This window comes from Vibrio bivalvicida, from assembly GCF_001399455.2.
Lineage (GTDB): Bacteria > Pseudomonadota > Gammaproteobacteria > Enterobacterales > Vibrionaceae > Vibrio > Vibrio bivalvicida.
Genome location: NZ_LLEI02000013.1, coordinates 79474 through 96777 on the forward strand (window position 1 = coordinate 79474; position 17304 = coordinate 96777).

Sequence of the window (17304 nt, forward strand, 5' to 3'; positions counted from 1 at the left end):
TTGAATAGCGATGCTTTTTGAAACCAGTTAGACTAAACAGCTAAGCTTTTTTACTGAATTTTTTAGAACGGACATAAGATGTTGTCTCTTTTCGCTCGATTACCATGGATTCATCGAGCCCTTATCGCCATATTTAGCGCATTTATCGTTATCGCACTGTTTCTGCCTGCGCCCAAAGATCTCCGCCAAGAGGAGAGTAACTATCAAGTAGGCCAAGCCTACCCATTAGCTATTGATCTTGAACAGCTCGCATTGCAAGAATCTGCCCACAAGCTCACTGTATTGCGTTGGGAAAAACATACGATTGGTTCTGGGGATAGTATGGCGCTACTATTCCAGCGTGCAGGGCTTTCTTCTCGCCTGCTATACCAACTAACCTCAACCAATAAAGACATTCAACGCCAATTAACTCGGGTTAGACCTGGTGATTCCTTTCAACTTGGGTTTGATGAAAACAACCAATTAATTCAACTCAAACGCGTGATTAGCCCATACGAGACATTTCTTGTCACTAAATCCGATAGCGGTTACTCCTCAACGATCGATAAAAAAGAAGTTCACTTTCAATACAACTACGCTGAGGCCGACATCACCTCAAATTTCTGGAATGCCGGTGTTAACGCAGGTTTAACACCCAATCAGATTATGGAACTTGCCGGGATCTTTGGTTGGGATATTGACTTCGCTCTAGATATTCGAGGCGGAGACCACTTTAAGATCCTTTATCAGGAAAAAGTGGTTGAAGGAGAAGTGGTTGGACGAGGCAAGATCATCGCTGCCATCTTCAAAAACCAAGGCGATACCTTTAAAGCGATTCTCGATGATAAAACTGGCAACTACTATGATGAAAATGGTCGCGCGATGAAAAAAGCCTTCTTACGCTCACCGCTTGATTTCCGTCGTGTCACTTCGAACTTTAACCCGACCCGTCGCCACCCAGTGACCGGAAAAGTTCGCGCTCACCGAGGCACTGATTACGCGGCACCTGTCGGTACACCGATTTGGGCAGCAGGTGACGGAACAGTGCTTAAATCGAGTTACAACCAGTTCAACGGCAACTATGTATTCATCAAACACAGCAATACTTACATCACCAAATACCTTCACCTACAACGGCGTAAGGTCAAAACCGGGCAACGTGTTAAGCAAGGACAAACAATAGGTACGTTAGGAGGCACAGGTCGCGTCACTGGCCCACACCTCCATTACGAATTCTTAGTTAACGGTGTCCACAAAAACGCAAGAACGGTGAAACTACCCCAATCCAAGTCACTGACGGGTAAATCAAAGACCACCTATATTGCCAACGCTAAGTTGAGGCTTGAAAAACTTGAACGTTATGGCGAGTTACTTGCTACCCCATAAACATGCAGACCCGCAGTTTACATGCGGGTCTTTTTTATGATTGGGCTATTGAGGACTAATCAGCTTCAATGACTTGGTTCGCCTGCTCTTCCACTTTATGCACTCGCCCCAACATAAGCAGACACGGAGTCAGCACTAGGGTCAACAACGTAGCGAATGCCAATCCTCCTGCAACTGCTGTTGCTAGCTGCGACCACCATTGGGTACTTGGTGCACCAAACTCGATCTTTTGATTAATTAAATCAATGTTCATCTCTAGTACCATAGGTAGCAATCCGAGAATTGTCGTTACTGTAGTCAACAATACCGGCCTTAAACGCTGCACACCGGTACGCAGAATCGCTTCTCGCTTATCAAGCCCCCGTTTTAGTAGTTGGTTGTAAGTATCAATCAATACAATGTTGTTATTGACCACTATGCCCGCCAACGCGATAACACCGATGCCTGACATAATAATGCCAAACGGCTTTTGAAAGACCAATAAGCCAACAAACACCCCAACAGTAGAAAACAGCACTGCGCTTAAGATTAAGAATGCTTGATAAAAACTGTTGAATTGGGTGATCAGGATCAGTGCCATCACCACCAAGGCAACCAAGAAAGCGTTTTGCAGGAAGGCAGAAGAGTTTTCTTGCTCTTCATTCTGACCACGTATTCTAAATTCAACACTGGCAGGGAGTTCAAGACCAGACACCGCCTCATTAATCTTCGGCAACTCTAATGCGAGGTTATAACCCTCTTTTATATCAGCCATAATGTTAATCACTCGATGGCCATCAATACGACGAATCGTATCTTGCTTATGCTCAGGAATAATATTGGCAAAGTTGGTAATGGGAACAAGGCCAGCCGGTGTTTTGACTCGCAATTGATCAAAACGACCAATATCGCGTTTTTCTTCTGGGTAACGAACCAATATATCCACTTCTTCGGTCGCATCATCAGGGAGATAGTCACCAATCTTCAGACCATTGGTCACAAACTGAACCGTATTGCCCACTAGGGTAGCATCGGCAGCAAACCGCGAGGCATCATCACGACGAATATCAATCTGCCAGTCAATGCCCTCTTTACTCGATGTATCACTAAGGTTAGTAAACGCTGGGTAGTTGTCCGCCCACAGTCTAACCAACTTGGCGGCTCCATCTAGCTCATCTGGGATTCGCGCCGACATTTCGATCACCAGATCGTGCTCTACTGGTGGGCCTGCATCGGGGAATTTATACTCTATTTCTACCCCCGCATATTGATCCGTTTGCTGTTTAAGCTCTTCGATAATGTCTTTCACTTTACGGCGATATTGCCAATCGACTGGCGTGATCTGAATCTGACCTATCTCGTCATCCCCTCCCGTTTTGGTATAGACGCTTTCAAACTCATCTTGTCCAAGCATCACCGCCTCAATGTCGCGCATAATGATATCTTTCTCGTCCAAAGAAAGATCGCCATAAGAACGCACTTTAGCGGTAAAAAAAGGTGGATCAACAGCAGGGAAAAACTCGGCGCCCAATCCTGCTTTGGCATAAGTAAAGCCAACGCCTATTGCAAGGAGTATCGCACTAAACAGAATTTTTAAAGGATGACGTATGGCAATATCTAAAGTATGGAAGTAAAGCTTAGTAATACCCGTCGCCTTAGAGAAGTCACCTTCATGCAACGCGACCATTTCCTGCCTTTGCGCTTTAGTCACGTGCTGAGGTCGACCCATCAAGCTACCCAACACAGGGACAAACAATAACGCCATCACCAACGAAGCCGTCAATGTTGCGATTAAAGTAAGCGGCAAGTACTTCATAAACTCACCCGTAACATCAGGCCAGAAAAGCAGTGGGGCAAATGCTGCTAGGGTGGTTGCAGTTGAAGCAGTAATCGGCCACGCCATGCGTTTTGCCGCATCTCGATAGGCATCTCGCCTTGGTGTCCCCTCTTGCATTCTTCGATCTGCAAATTCGGTGACCACAATCGCACCATCAACCAACATACCCACGGCCATGATCAACGAAAATAGCACAACAATATTGACCGTTAAGCCAAATACCGACAGCACTAACAAACCCGTCAGGAACGAACCAGGAATTGACACACCAACTAAAAACGCAGTGCGCACACCTAAGATAGCGATAATGACGATGACAACTAAAATGATTGCAGACAAAATATTGTTTTGCAGATCATTAAGCATCATTTTAACGTCTTTGGATTGATCCCAAGTGTATTTAACCAATAAGTTATTTGGCCAATCTGGGCGTTTTTGCGCTTCTTCCAGTACCGCTTTTATCAAGCTCACTGTTTCGATACTATTTTCACCAGCGCGTTTTTTCACATCGAGTACTAATGCCGACTTACCATCAAGTCTGGCGTAACTCTCAGGATCACGGAATGCACGTCTGACTGTCGCCACATCACCAAACGTAATCACTTGCTTGCCATCGACCTTTACGGGAAGTTCAAGCACATCTTTTAAAGAGTCAAACACTGACGGTACTTTGACCGAAAAGCGTCCGTAGCCTGTATCAACAAAACCTGCCGCGACCACTTTGTTGTTAAGCGCGATTAAGTTGTAGATATCACCCTGATCAAGACCATAGCTTTCCATTAATAAAGGATCGACAATAATCTCGACGATATCCTCACGATCACCTGCAATATCGACTTCAAGGATCTGACGGTAACTCTCTAGCTTGTCTCTTAATTGCCGTGCAATTTGAACTATGGTGCGCTCGGGGACCGTACCATAAAGTACAATTGAAAGAGCCGGCTCCTCCGACGCAAGCGTGACTTCATTAACCGTTGGTTCATCACTATCGCTTGGTAATTTGGGTTTAGCCAGATCGACCGCCTCACGCACATCGGCCATCGCCTTACTAAGATCCACTCCAACGCTGAACTCGAGCATCACTGAAGCGTGGCCTTCTGAAGCCGTCGAGGTCATTTCCTTTACACCCTCAATCGATCTCAACTCTTGTTCGATCGGGCGGACAAGTAGCCTTTCAGCATCAGATGGAGAAATACCTTGGTGCCCTACTGACACATAGATAATAGGAATAGTGATGTCTGGACTAGACTCTTTCGGAATCGTTACATAAGTCACCACACCAGCAAACAAAATAAACATCAGCAGCACAATCATAGTTCGAGTACGAGAAAGCGCAGCATCAATCAATGCAAACATCGTCGCGCCTCCTAGTTTTGCTGTTCAACCGCGATCACTTGATCGCCATCTCGAACAAAGCCCTGACCTGTGGTCACGATGTCGACTTTCCCACCGAGACCTGTCAGCCAAACCCCGTCTTGTTCAGCTTTAACAAGGTTTATCGGTACAAATTTAATCCGGTCATCAACTAAAGTTTTCACCCCTAAGTTTCCCGACTCATCGAGTGCGAGCATCGCCGGAGTCACTTTGATCGCCAATTGATCTTGCAGATTCAAAGACACTTCTGTACTAATTCCCGCGGGAATTCTCTGCTTAGGATTTGGCAGTTCAATTTCAATTGGGAACGTATTGGTAGAATCAGAAGAGATACGGGAAATGTAACGCACTTTACCTTGTGCTTCTTGACCATTAATAAAACGTACTTTTGCTTGTTGGCCTAAGACCAGATCTTGAATGTGCCGCTCGCTTACATCGGCTTCAATCACTATCTTGCTCAAATCTAGCAAGCTAGCAACAGGATCACCGACACCGACAAAATCCCCTTTTTCAATAAACAGGTGCTCAACAATACCGCTGAAGGGCGTGGTTACTACTGTATTTCTTAGCGCAATCTTAGCGTTACTTACCATGGCTTTTGCTTCAACCAACCCGGCTTGGGCATTGGTAAACGCTACCTCACCTTGTAACCCTTTACTTTGCAGTGATTTCGCTGCGTTAAACTCTTTTTCTTTGACCTTGAGCATGGCTCTGGCACGATCTAGCTGAATCTCAAGATCCCCTTTATCAATCAGGGCGATCACTTGCCCTTGCTTAACGCTATCTCCTTTGGACACTTTAAGCTGGGTTATCTTCCCTGCGATTTCCGCACCTAATTTGGCTTGCTTGTTAGGTGCAGTGCGGCCATAAAGGTCAATATTCTTATGCGTCGGGCTGGCCACAAAGGAAGTAAACGCCACTTTTGCGAGTGGTATTTCTTGCTCACTCTGCTGTGGAGTCGCGTCTTCAGCATTAAGCATACCGACTCCTAGCCAGAGCGTGAGCATGGTGATAAAAAAAAGAGAAACAAGGTACGGTCTTGTCGCGATAAAACGAAACGGAGAGATTCTAGCCATAACTATCCTTAGTGATTCTATATCGCACCCAAATTGCTGCTATTTCACATCAGTTATGCAGTCAATAGGTAAGCCATAGATATAGGCTCGTAAACTAATTACGAGAAGTACTATTCAGGATATAAATTAACCAAATAAAAAGAAAATACAGTTGGACAGTATTTTAGAGTAGGTCTCAGTTTCTAGACGAGAATCGCAGATAAAACAAAGGCTGCACAATGCAGCCTCAGGAAAATAAGTGGCGATTAAACGCTAAATGATGCACCACAGCCACAAGTTGTTGTCGCATTAGGGTTATTGACGAAGAAACGCGAACCTTCAAGGCCTTCAGTATAATCAACTTGACCGCCCACTAGGTACTGCAGGCTCATTGGATCAACCACTAGCGTGACACCACTATTGACAATGGTGGTATCGCCTTCATTAACCGCTTCATCAAACGTAAAGCCATATTGGAACCCGCTACAGCCCCCACCTGTGATATATACACGTAGTTTTAGATTTGGGTTTTCTTCTTCCGCAATTAAAGCGCCGACTCGCTGAGCCGCTGCATCTGAAAATGTTAATGGGATATTTACTTCGCTCACGATGACCTCTCTCAGTCTTCTACATCCAGACTGCACTCACCATCTGGAACTTTAATTTTAATAGTGTAGTGATTATCTAATACCTGAGTGAAGCGTTCAAGTATTCACCACTTTTCTCGCCATTTTTTACACTATATCGAGTTTATTTGCTGCCAAAGTATTCAGAATGTGGCGCAAAGCGTTTTATTGAAATGGATAGGGCAGGTACAATGCGAGCCAAATTGGTCCGAGCAATCAAAAGAGGATATCCCATGACCAAATCAGCAGACCTATTTCAAAAAGCACAGCAAACCATTCCTGGTGGCGTAAACTCTCCAGTACGTGCTTTTAACGGCGTTGGCGGCGCACCAATCTTCGTGGAGCGTGCTGACGGCCCATTGATTTTTGATGCTGATGGTAAAGCCTACATCGACTACGTAGGATCATGGGGACCAATGATTCTTGGCCACAACCATGCAGTCATTCGCGAAGCAGTTATCGATGCGGCGCAACGTGGTTTGAGCTTTGGAGCACCGACAGAAATGGAAATTGCTATGGCTGAACTTGTTTCAGAGCTAGTACCATCGATGGAACAAGTGCGCATGGTAAGCTCAGGCACAGAAGCGACCATGAGTGCGATTCGCCTTGCTCGTGGCTACACAGGCCGCGACAAGATCATGAAATTTGAAGGTTGTTACCACGGCCACGCAGACAGCCTATTAGTCAAAGCTGGTTCTGGTGCTTTGACTCTGGGTCAACCTAGCTCCCCTGGCGTACCTGCTGATTTTGCGAAACATACACTAACGGCAAGGTTTAATGATCTAGATTCTGTTCGCGAACTGTTTGCAGCAAATAAAGGTGAGATCGCCTGTATTATTGTTGAGCCTGTTGCAGGTAACATGAACTGTATCCCACCAGTTGAAGGCTTCCATGAAGGTCTGCGTCAAATCTGTGATGAAGAAGGTGCACTGCTGATTTTTGATGAAGTGATGACAGGTTTCCGTGTTGCTCTTGGTGGCGCACAAGGTCATTACAACATTACGCCAGATCTAACCACACTTGGTAAAGTTATCGGTGGCGGCATGCCAGTGGGTGCATTTGGCGGACGCAAAGAAGTGATGCAATACATCGCTCCGACAGGTCCTGTTTACCAAGCGGGAACCCTTTCAGGAAACCCTGTGGCAATGGCTGCCGGCTTCGCTTGTTTGAACCTACTAAAAGAAGAAGGTAATGAAAAACGCCTTGCGTCTAAAACGAAGCAGTTAGCGGACGGCTTTAAAGCACTAGCTGACAGCCACAACATCCCATTAGTGGTGAATCAGGTTGGTGGCATGTTTGGCTTCTTCTTTACGGAACAAGAGAGCATTACAAGTTACGAAGACGTGGCTAAATGCGATATTGAACGCTTTAAACGCTTCTTCCACTTAATGTTAAAGCACGGTGTCTACTTAGCCCCTTCTGCATTTGAAGCAAGCTTCACTTCTCTGGCTCATGGCAGCAAAGAGATCGAAGCCACACTAGAAGCAGCCGACCGCTGTTTCGCCATTCTTTCTGAAGAAGCTTAGGCACTCGCTCATAGACAGAACAAAGGCTGCCTAATGCAGCCTTTGTTATTTCCAGTTCACAACGACCAAGATAGCCACCCCAAATAAAAGCAAAGAAAACCAAGGTATAGTGCGCTTGGTCTTACGCTTACTATCACTGCAATTCTCTTTCTCGCAACAGCCCATACTTTTTCATTCCACAAATAACATTTTGATTTTGCGTTGAACACACTAACGTTTACCGCCATTATACGGATACAGTGTCGATTACTTGGACAATAAATGTGTCAGATAAAATCAAATTAACTTCCAGCCATTGGGTATTGATTGTTGCACTACTTGCTGCTGGGCTCGCGTGTTTTTTATTGGTTGAGCCATACATAAACTCAATTGTGATGGCGTTTATCATCTCATTACTGATGTTCCCTATTCATGAATGGATAGAGAAGCGTATGCCAAAGCACACCAACTTGGCCTCCCTACTCTCTTGTGTAGTGTTAACTTTCATCATCGTTTTTCCACTGCTGTTTGTCTTTGCCGCTATCGTTCAACAAGGCTCATCATTCTCGCAAAACGTTTACCAATGGGTCACACACGGTGGTATTCAAACCATCTTTGAACACCCTTGGGTCGTGAACGGTCTTTCGTTGATCAATACCTATTTACCGTTCGATACCATTAGTCCACAAGAAATTGCGCAAAAAGTGGCGCAGTTTGCCACTTCCTTCGGCAGTAACCTTGTTGGTATCAGCGCAAAGATTTTAGGCGATGCGACCAACTTCTTAATGGACTTCTTTTTGATGTTGTTCGTACTGTTTTTCTTACTTCGCGATCATGACAAGATCATCAGCGCGATTCGGCATATTTTGCCCCTCTCGCGAAGCCAAGAAGATAAGCTGCTTGATGAAGTAGAACAAGTGGCGAAATCTGCTGTTATGGGATCTTTCCTAACGGCTATTGCTCAAGGCTTTGCAGGGGGTATCGGAATGTGGCTAGCTGGTTTCCCTGGTCTGTTCTGGGGTACCATGATGGGCTTTGCCTCGTTTATTCCTGTCGTCGGTACTGCGTTGATTTGGATTCCAGCCGCTATTTACTTGTTCTTAACCGGCGATACCACTTGGGCAATCTTCCTTACTGTGTGGAGTGTGGCAATCGTTGGCTCGATTGACAATTTGCTCCGTCCACTGCTGATGCAAGGCAGTGCTGGGATGAACACGCTAATGATCTTCTTCTCACTGCTTGGTGGCCTACATCTATTTGGTTTGATCGGTTTGATTTATGGCCCAATAATCTTTGCAGTGACAATGGTACTGTTTAATATCTATGAAGAAGAGTTCCAAGGTTTCCTTGATCGACAAGATCGCAGCTAACGCCTAATACCGTTTATCACTTCAAGATAAGGGAGGATTGTGCGAAAATCCTCCCTCTTTTTTTTACACTGAGTTTGCTATGTCTGCTTATATTGCACCAAGTCAAATTGCTGAAAGACAGCTCGCCTATTTCGAAGGCAAGCATGTTTTGGTCGCTGGAGAAGCTGAGGATCTTTTTCCTATTGAACTAACCCAACACTGTCACTCTGTTACTGTATTCACCACCAACTATGGCTACCATCGACAGTTGAGCACCTATCCACAAGTGAAAAGTGTATTTGGCGCAGAGTTCCACGAGCAAACTCAAGCCGATCTGGTGCTGCTTTACTGGCCGAAAGCGAAAGCCGAAGCGGAGTACTTGCTGGCAATGCTGATGGCAAAGCTAGGCGCAGAGACAGAAATTGTTGTCGTTGGTGAAAACCGCTCAGGAGTAAAAAGCATCGAAAAGATGTTTAAGCCGTATGGCCTAATTACCAAATACGACTCAGCGCGCCGCTGTTCATTTTACTGGGGGCAATGTACTCAAACGCCTAAAGCGTTCAATCTACAAGAATGGTTTAAAACCTACCAAGTCGAGTACCAGCAAACATCGCTCACAATTAAAAGTTTGCCAGGAGTATTTAGTCATGGTGAATTCGATATTGGTAGCAAGTTGCTGCTCGATACGCTACCAGAACTGAGCGGTAAAGTACTCGATTTTGGCTGTGGAGCTGGCGTAATTGGTAGCGTGATGGCACAGTTAAACGCAAACATCGAACTAGAAATGTGTGATATTAGCGCACTGGCCGTAGAATCCAGCAAAGCGACCCTAGCAGCCAACGGATTTACCGGTAAAGTGTTTGCCTCCGACGTCTACTCTGACACTAGCAGTGATTACGATTTTATCATCAGTAACCCACCGTTCCACGCTGGGCTCGATACCAGCTACAGCGCAACAGAAGACTTGCTTGCTCAAGGAGCAAAACATAGTGCTAAACAGGGCAACTTGTATATTGTCGCGAACAGTTTCCTCAAGTACCCACCGATTATTAAGCAAGCTTACGGTAATTGTGAGACGATAAATAAGACCAATAAATTCACCATCTACCACGCAAAAAAATAGTCAAACAACCCAATCCAGCGCTTGGATTGGGTTACATCCCACCTAATCACACTAAAATTGCGCCATTCTCCACGCTTTACTAGCAACTTACTTGTCAAAGTAAAAAAACTCGTTAATTTTGTCATCTTAGGAAAATAACGTTTTGTCTAGCTTACTTGGGTGCCGATACCCACTAAGCCGTATTCTCACGGAAACATTACTCAGGCTATGTTTAAGTTTTATCGAAAACAGAAGTTTAAACGCCTTCAGAGTACATTAATGCTGGCATTTTTGGTGTTAAGTATTACTCCTCTGACGGTTATTGCGATCTTTTTCTTACAATCCCACACTCAAGACCTTCAAGAGCAGAGTACTTCGCACCTTATCTCTGTGCGAGACAGTAAGCGTCAACAGGTCATTGATTACCTATACGCTAAAGAATCTGAAGTAATGGGTTTTGTTCGTTCAGAATTGGCTTATGCCAGTGGCGGGCGTTTCTATGGCTTAGTCAACGCGTTTAGCAGTTTAGGATTGGATATAGAACAAGCTCGCGAATATGCCCAACGTCGCTACATTCAAGGCTCCGGTGACCAGATCAAGACCTCAATCTTACCTCAGTCGAGCGTCTATAACGGCACAGAGCGATACCGTCTCTTACACAAGCGCTACCATTGGGCCTACCTAGAGCTATTAAAACGCTCTGACTTTGATGACATTTTACTCGTCGATAGAGAGGGTAACGTCACTTACTCGATCTATAAGAATGATAACTACGGCACCAACTTATTGACGGGAAAATACAAAGACGACAATTTGGGCAAAACCTTCACCAAGCTACGTAACTTGGTTACCGATAAACGCAAAACCAATGAAGATTATACACCGCTGATTATTTCTGACTTCTCACAAGAACAAGGAAAGACGGTCGCTTGGTTAGGCGCGCCAATTATTCAACAAGGCTATCTACACAGTTACGCGATGTTTAGATTGCCAAATAATGGCATTACTAAACTCATCGCAGACAACAATAACCTAACCTCGATGAAAACTTTGCTAGTTGGCTCAGACCATCACTCTCGAACCCTTGCCTACCAACAACAAGACATAGATAAAAGTCGTCAAGTAATCGACTTAGCGCTCGCAGGTGCCACCGACGTGGGCACCTATAGCAATACAGAAAATGAAGCGATCATTGCAGCCTATAGTCCTATCTCGTTTAAGAGCATTGATTGGGCGATAGTGGTTGAAGTACCAGAAAATGTTGCTTTCGCTCGCGTCCATCAACTTGAAACACTATTCATCTTCGCCATGCTCACTGCCATTCTTTTGGTGGTGATGGCCTCTCACTATTTGTCGAACTTTATTACCTCCCCACTACTACAGCTCACTTGGGCAGCAGAAAAAGTCTCGGCTGGCGATCTCGATGCCGACATGAACAATACTCAACGCAAAGATGAGATCGGCCGCCTAGCCATCAGCTTTGAACGTATGCAGCGTTCGATCCGAGAAAAGATTCAACTGATAAAGCAGCAAAATGAGGAGCTAGAAAGCAACCTAACGCTGATTCAAAAACAAAATGAAGAGTTGCAGCTTGCCAATAAGCTGAAAGATGAGTTTTTAGCAACGACTTCTCATGAGCTTCGCACACCACTACATGGAATGGTGGGTATTGCGGAAGCGTTAGCCTCAGGTGCTAACGGCCCGCTCACCTCAGAGCATAAGTATCAGCTCGATATCATCATTAATAGCGGTCAACGATTGGCTACTTTGGTCGACGACCTGCTCGACTACCATAAAATGCGTTATGGAAATCTCGACATTGACACAAGTGCAGTTGATCTTGCTGGTTCAACCCGCTTGGTACTAGAGCTGTCATCCCATCTTATTGGTTCTAAGCCACTGCGTATCATTAACCAAGTTCCCGATGATCCCGTTTGGGTTAGCGCAGATCCACAGCGACTGGAGCAAGTGCTGTATAACTTAGTTGGTAACGCAATCAAATACACAAGCGAAGGTAAAATCGTCATTTCTGCAAGCGTAGTAGATGACAATATCCGCGTTCAGGTGGTTGATACTGGGCAAGGTATTCCAGCGGATCAGCTTGACCACATCTTTGAACCTCTCATTCAAGCCGGAAGTGACTCAAGTCGTTATCGTCAAGGGGCGGGGTTAGGTCTATCGATTAGCCGACAGTTAATTGAGCTAATGCATGGCACGCTCTATGTAAGTAGCCAACCAATGGTTGGGACCACCTTTAGCTTTACCTTACCTATTGCTAGTGTTGAACAAATAGAACAAGCAAACCACTATGAATCTGCGCACTTTAAAGCACCAAACACAGGTGATATTGAGTTAGAGGAGCCAACCAGCCTACCCGAAAACCCGGATGGCCCTCTGCTTTTAGTGGTCGACGATGAACCTGTCAACCTTCGCGTTCTGGATAGTTTCTTGCGTCTTGAGGGATATCGTGTTCGAACTGCCAAAGATGGTCATGAGGCACTCGAAGCCGTTAGCAAAGAAAAACCCGAACTGCTGCTGCTCGATATCATGATGCCAGGAATGAGTGGTTACCAAGTATGCCAAACGCTACGAGAAACCTATGACCATGCTGCATTGCCTATCATAATGCTCACGGCATTGAATCAAACCGATGATCGTGTGCGAGGCTTTAATGCAGGAGCAAACGACTATCTTTCTAAACCTTTTAATAAGCAAGAACTTGCAGCTAGAATTGTCGCACACCTTACCGCAAGTAAGGCAGAACTACGACGTATAGAAAACCAACAGCTTCACCAAGAACTCAAGCAAAGAGCCATCGTTGAAGCCAGCTTACTTGAAACACAAGGGCGCCTATTAGAGCAACTCGAGACAGCACCTGAAGCGATTGTGTGTGTACGTGAAGACAACAAAATTCGCTTTGCTAATGAGGCAGCATCTAGGTTATTCAAACGCTCAACGGAACAACTAAAACGCTCTAGTGCAGAGGAAATCATTGCGCCTAAATTCCTCAATGTAGAGCAAGAGCACTATTGTGGCACCATTGATGTCTACGTTGAAGATGTCAGACAACATCTGTCGGCAGACATCTTGAAGTTACCTGATGGTGCTGGGCTACGCTCTATATACATCTTCAACGTAGGCGGCAGTATCAATGCAACCAGAATGAATAATCTAGAGACAGCAATTGAAGCGTTATCGATCTTTGCTTTTGAAGGTGACAAAGCCAAACTGCAAGAGCTTAAAGAATTAGGCGGTGAGTTTACTCGTTTAGCTGACCGAGCAACCAATGATAATAAGTCTAAGCAAGAGGTAATGCGTGAGGTATTAGTGGATGCGATGACAAGTGCCCTCGCCTATTGGGAATCAGTCACAGGACAAAGCAAGTTTACCTTTGCCGAACAAAGTGGTTTGTGGCGCGTCTACCTTGACCGGAGCACCTTACAAACGCGTACTCTTGATAAATACCTTCGTCCAGAGACATTACCAAAAACGCCACGCTGGCGAACAGTACTCAGCTCTTTGGATTACATTCTTGAACACTGCAATGAGTATAGCCCGGAACGAACTCACGTTGAGGGGTTACGTGACAAGTTGCAACACTTACTGACCAGTTAGCCTCGGATACATCTCTCCTCCTAAGCCTGCTCACGCAGGCTTTTTTATTTCCCTCATTTCCAACTCTACATTGGTCTTTAGCCATTAATACGCTGCGTAAAACAACTCTAATAAGACAACAAAAACACCGATCGTGAAGTGATATCTTTTGACAGAAAGTGGCGCTATAGACTGCTTTACGAACAAAAATAGCGCAGATTGCGAAGCCAATCACAACAAGACGGCAGTTTTAATTTATCGATAAAAATTAACACTACTTAAGCTAGGTGATTAAGATCTCAAGATCTTAAATACAGCAGAAAGAAGCCAAACTACAAGCTCATCTGCGTTAGTAAACACTTACATCACTGGACAGAAGAAGGAAGCTATGCGACTTAGTTCAAATCCAAGAAATCGCTTAAAAAAACCATACCTCTGTTATTTTTGACATTCTTGACGTCGCAAAGGCAGTTTTTAACGTTTTTAACGGGAATGGCGATTGCGAAAATTAACGTAACAGTGTTTTCTTACTGTGCCTAAGGCTTACAGGCCACTCTAAACTTCTCGTCACCTCCGACATGAAGTTATCTACAAGAGGTAGGCCTTAGTGAGTGTTTATCAATTGATGACATTCCATCCATTAGTGAAATGAAAGCAAATAGTAAGGAACAGCTATGCTTGCCAACATTAAAAAAACAGCACTAGCAACAGCAATTATTGCAACAGCAACCACTGGTTTTACTTCAGTAGCAGCTGCAGCTGAACGCAGTGAACTAACTATCCACCCTAAAGAATACACCACTTTTGTCCGTAACTTTAACCCATACCTAGGTGCGACAAACCTACATACAACAACGGACTTCTTATATGAGCCACTCGTTGTTTTCAACGAAATGCACGGTAATACTCCAGTATTCCGTCTAGCAGAGAACTACACAATTGCAGACGATCTACTAAGCGTTGTATTTGACCTACGTAAAGGTGTGAAGTGGTCTGACGGTGAAGCATTCAACGCAGACGACGTGGTATATTCTTTCAACCTAGTTAAAGAGAAGCCAGAACTTGATCAAAGCGGTATCAACTCTTGGGTTTCTAGCGTTGAGAAATTGAACGACTACCAAGTTAAGTTCAACATTAAGGAAGCTAACTCAAATGCTGCTTACGAAATCGTAAAAGTACCTGTAGTACCACAACACGTATGGAGTAAGATTAAGGATCCTTCGACATTCACTAACGAGAATCCTGTAGGCTCTGGTCCATTTACTGAGATTGCAACTTTCACTCCACAGCTTTACATTCAATGTGAAAACCCGAACTACTGGGATGCAGATAACCTAGATGTAGACTGTCTACGTGTTCCACAAATCGCGAACAATGATCAGTTCCTAGGTAAAGTAGTAAACGGCGAAATGGACTGGACCTCATCATTCATTCCAGATATCGACCGTACTTACGCTGCTGCGAGCCCTAACCACCACTACTGGTACCCGCCAGCAGGTACACAAGCATTCGTTGTTAACTTCAAGCATCCAGATACCGCGAAGCACGAAGCGCTATCAAACGTTGATTTCCGTCGTGCATTCTCAATGGCTCTCGACCGTCAAACAATTATCGACATCGCGTTCTACGGCGGCGGTACAGTAAATGATTTCGCTTCTGGTCTAGGTTACGCATTTAAGACTTGGTCTGACGAAACTACTCACAACAAGTACAAGGGTTACAACACGTACAATGTAGAGGGTGCAAAAGAGCTACTTAAGAAAGCGGGCTTTAAAGATGTCAACAATGATGGCTTCGTTGATACTCCATCTGGTAAGTCGTTCGAGCTATTAGTTCAGTCACCAAATGGCTGGACTGACTTTAACAACACGGTTCAACTAGCCGTAGAGCAGCTAGCTGAAGTAGGTATCAAAGCGAAAGCACGTACTCCAGACTTCTCTGTGTACAACCAAGCAATGCTAGAAGGTACTTACGACGTTGCATACACCAACTACTTCCACGGTGCAGATCCACATCTATACTGGAACAGTGGTTACAACTCAGAGTTACAGTCGGGCGACGGCATGCCTCGTTTTGCTATGCACTACTTCAAGAACGATAAACTAGATGGCCTACTTAACAGCTTCTACAAAACAGCTGACAAGAACGAACAGCTAGAAATCGCTCATGGTATCCAGCAAATCATTGCATCCAATCAAGTAACGATTCCAGTGTTGTCAGGTGCTTATATGTTCCAATACAACACAACTCGCTTTACTGGTTGGTGGAACGAAGAAAATCCAAAAGGCCGTCCAAACATTTGGGCCGGTATCCCAGAGCGTCTACTTCACGTACTGGATCTAAAACCAGTTAAGTAAGTAGTTGTTCTATCTTGCGGCGCATCTTCTGTGCGCCGCCTAATCCCCCTCTCTTTAAGTTGATTAAAGTATGGCGCCAGTCGTCAGGGGATTATTCGCTCTAAATTTCAACTTTCGCTAGGAGCGACCTGAAACCAGAAACAGGGAAAATCTGGGTAAGTAAGGTGTGAGTTATGGGTTATTTTTTAAGACGTTTGTCATTCTATTTAGTCGCGCTGTTAGTTGCTGCGACACTAAACTTTATTATTCCTCGTGCAATGCCGGGTGATCCGGTGACCATGATGTTTGCCAATGCATCAGTTCAAGTAACACCCGAACGCATTGCAGCAATGAAAGAACTGTTAGGCTTTGTCGATGGTGGCCTTTTTGTTCAGTACATTGCTTACATGAAAAATATTCTTAGCTGGGAACTGGGAACATCTATTCAGTTCTATCCGCTATCGGTAAATAAACTACTCGGCGGTGCTTTTGGTTGGTCACTCTTCCTTGCCGGCAGCGCTGTAATTCTTTCTTTTTCGATTGGCTCCATACTGGGCATTTTCGCTGCATGGAAGCGCGGCAGTAAATATGATGCCTTTGTAACTCCTGGCATGTTGATTGTTCAAGCAGTACCGCAAGTGGTTATCGCTATGCTTGCTCTCTTCACTTTCGCTATCGGTCTAAAGTGGTTCCCTACTGGTTACGCCTACACGGCAGGAACAGTGCCAGACTGGACCAGTTGGGCGTTCTACAAAGACGTGGCTTACCATGCCGTTTTACCGCTGTTTTGTGCTTCAATCATTCAGATTGGCGGCTTCTTGGTCAACATGCGTAACAACATGATTAACCTGCTAGCAGAAGATTACATCACGATGGCGAAAGGTAAGGGCCTAAGTGAAAACCGAGTGGTTTTTAACTACGCAGCACGTAACGCACTGCTACCAAGTGTTACCGCCCTATCAATGTCTTTAGGTATGGCGATTGGTGGTCAGTTGATTGTAGAAATCATCTTTAACTACCCAGGTCTAGGTACAGTTCTTCTTAATGCGATTCACGCTCGTGATTATCAAGTTCTTCAGGGGCAATTGATCATTATGACGCTGTTTATGCTGTCATTTAACCTCATTGCCGACATGCTTTACGTTGTACTAGATCCTCGCCTTCGTAAGGGAGGGAAATAAT

Annotated in this window: 10 protein-coding genes; 7 read left to right on the forward strand and 3 right to left on the reverse strand. The window is 44.9% G+C overall.

Translation table 11 applies throughout. The features are described 5' to 3' along the window. The first annotated feature begins 78 nt into the window (after nucleotides 1-78). Nucleotides 79-1365 carry a peptidoglycan DD-metalloendopeptidase family protein gene (locus APB76_RS01690; protein ID WP_054962748.1) on the forward strand — a complete coding sequence of 429 codons (1287 nt, stop codon included), beginning with the start codon at nucleotides 79-81 and terminating at the stop codon, nucleotides 1363-1365. Between the two features lie 55 nt (nucleotides 1366-1420). Here the strand turns inward: APB76_RS01690 and APB76_RS01695 are convergent, their stop codons facing one another. The 3 genes from APB76_RS01695 to erpA all read right to left on the reverse strand — a co-directional run bounded on the left by APB76_RS01695 (nucleotide 1421) and on the right by erpA (nucleotide 6218). Beyond that, nucleotides 1421-4537, reverse strand: coding sequence for an efflux RND transporter permease subunit (locus tag APB76_RS01695; protein ID WP_054962749.1), 3117 nt, complete (start codon nucleotides 4535-4537; stop codon nucleotides 1421-1423). Nucleotides 4538-4548: 11 nt separating this feature from the next. Further along, entirely contained in the window at nucleotides 4549-5631 is a 1083-nt protein-coding gene (locus APB76_RS01700) for an efflux RND transporter periplasmic adaptor subunit (protein WP_054962750.1), read from the reverse strand. Nucleotides 5632-5876: 245 nt separating this feature from the next. After that, nucleotides 5877-6218 carry an iron-sulfur cluster insertion protein ErpA gene (gene erpA / locus APB76_RS01705; RefSeq protein ID WP_049845664.1) on the reverse strand — a complete coding sequence of 114 codons (342 nt, stop codon included), beginning with the start codon at nucleotides 6216-6218 and terminating at the stop codon, nucleotides 5877-5879. 251 nt (nucleotides 6219-6469) lie between these two features. Here erpA and hemL point away from each other — a divergent pair, with 251 nt between their 5' ends. The 6 genes from hemL to APB76_RS01735 all read left to right on the forward strand — a co-directional run bounded on the left by hemL (nucleotide 6470) and on the right by APB76_RS01735 (nucleotide 17303). Beyond that, a complete protein-coding gene (gene hemL / locus APB76_RS01710; protein ID WP_054962751.1) occupies nucleotides 6470-7762 on the forward strand; it encodes a glutamate-1-semialdehyde 2,1-aminomutase in 1293 nt (430 codons plus the stop codon). A gap of 263 nt (nucleotides 7763-8025) precedes the next feature. After that, a complete protein-coding gene (locus tag APB76_RS01715) occupies nucleotides 8026-9111 on the forward strand; it encodes an AI-2E family transporter (protein ID WP_049845662.1) in 1086 nt (361 codons plus the stop codon). Between the two features lie 79 nt (nucleotides 9112-9190). Further along, the gene (gene rsmC, locus APB76_RS01720) at nucleotides 9191-10213 is read left to right on the forward strand and encodes a 16S rRNA (guanine(1207)-N(2))-methyltransferase RsmC (protein WP_054962752.1); all 1023 of its coding nucleotides are present in this window, start codon (nucleotides 9191-9193) and stop codon (nucleotides 10211-10213) included. A 207-nt stretch (nucleotides 10214-10420) separates the two neighbouring features. Beyond that, on the forward strand, nucleotides 10421-13807 hold the full coding sequence (locus APB76_RS01725; RefSeq protein WP_054962753.1) for a response regulator: 3387 nt from the start codon (nucleotides 10421-10423) through the stop codon (nucleotides 13805-13807). A 653-nt stretch (nucleotides 13808-14460) separates the two neighbouring features. After that, entirely contained in the window at nucleotides 14461-16143 is a 1683-nt protein-coding gene (locus APB76_RS01730; RefSeq protein ID WP_049845659.1) for an ABC transporter substrate-binding protein, read from the forward strand. A gap of 173 nt (nucleotides 16144-16316) precedes the next feature. After that, nucleotides 16317-17303 carry an ABC transporter permease gene (locus APB76_RS01735; protein ID WP_049845658.1) on the forward strand — a complete coding sequence of 329 codons (987 nt, stop codon included), beginning with the start codon at nucleotides 16317-16319 and terminating at the stop codon, nucleotides 17301-17303. The last annotated feature ends 1 nt before the right edge of the window (nucleotide 17304 follow it).

Excerpts from the sequence above, each read along its gene's own strand:
- APB76_RS01690 (WP_054962748.1), top strand. The coding sequence starts at position 79 with ATGTTGTCTCTTTTCGCTCGATTACCATGGATTCATCGAGCCCTTATC.
- APB76_RS01695 (WP_054962749.1), bottom strand. The coding sequence starts at position 4,537 with ATGTTTGCATTGATTGATGCTGCGCTTTCTCGTACTCGAACTATGATT.
- APB76_RS01700 (WP_054962750.1), bottom strand. The coding sequence starts at position 5,631 with ATGGCTAGAATCTCTCCGTTTCGTTTTATCGCGACAAGACCGTACCTT.
- hemL (WP_054962751.1), top strand. The coding sequence starts at position 6,470 with ATGACCAAATCAGCAGACCTATTTCAAAAAGCACAGCAAACCATTCCT.
- rsmC (WP_054962752.1), top strand. The coding sequence starts at position 9,191 with ATGTCTGCTTATATTGCACCAAGTCAAATTGCTGAAAGACAGCTCGCC.
- APB76_RS01725 (WP_054962753.1), top strand. The coding sequence starts at position 10,421 with ATGTTTAAGTTTTATCGAAAACAGAAGTTTAAACGCCTTCAGAGTACA.
- APB76_RS01730 (WP_049845659.1), top strand. The coding sequence starts at position 14,461 with ATGCTTGCCAACATTAAAAAAACAGCACTAGCAACAGCAATTATTGCA.
- APB76_RS01735 (WP_049845658.1), top strand. The coding sequence starts at position 16,317 with ATGGGTTATTTTTTAAGACGTTTGTCATTCTATTTAGTCGCGCTGTTA.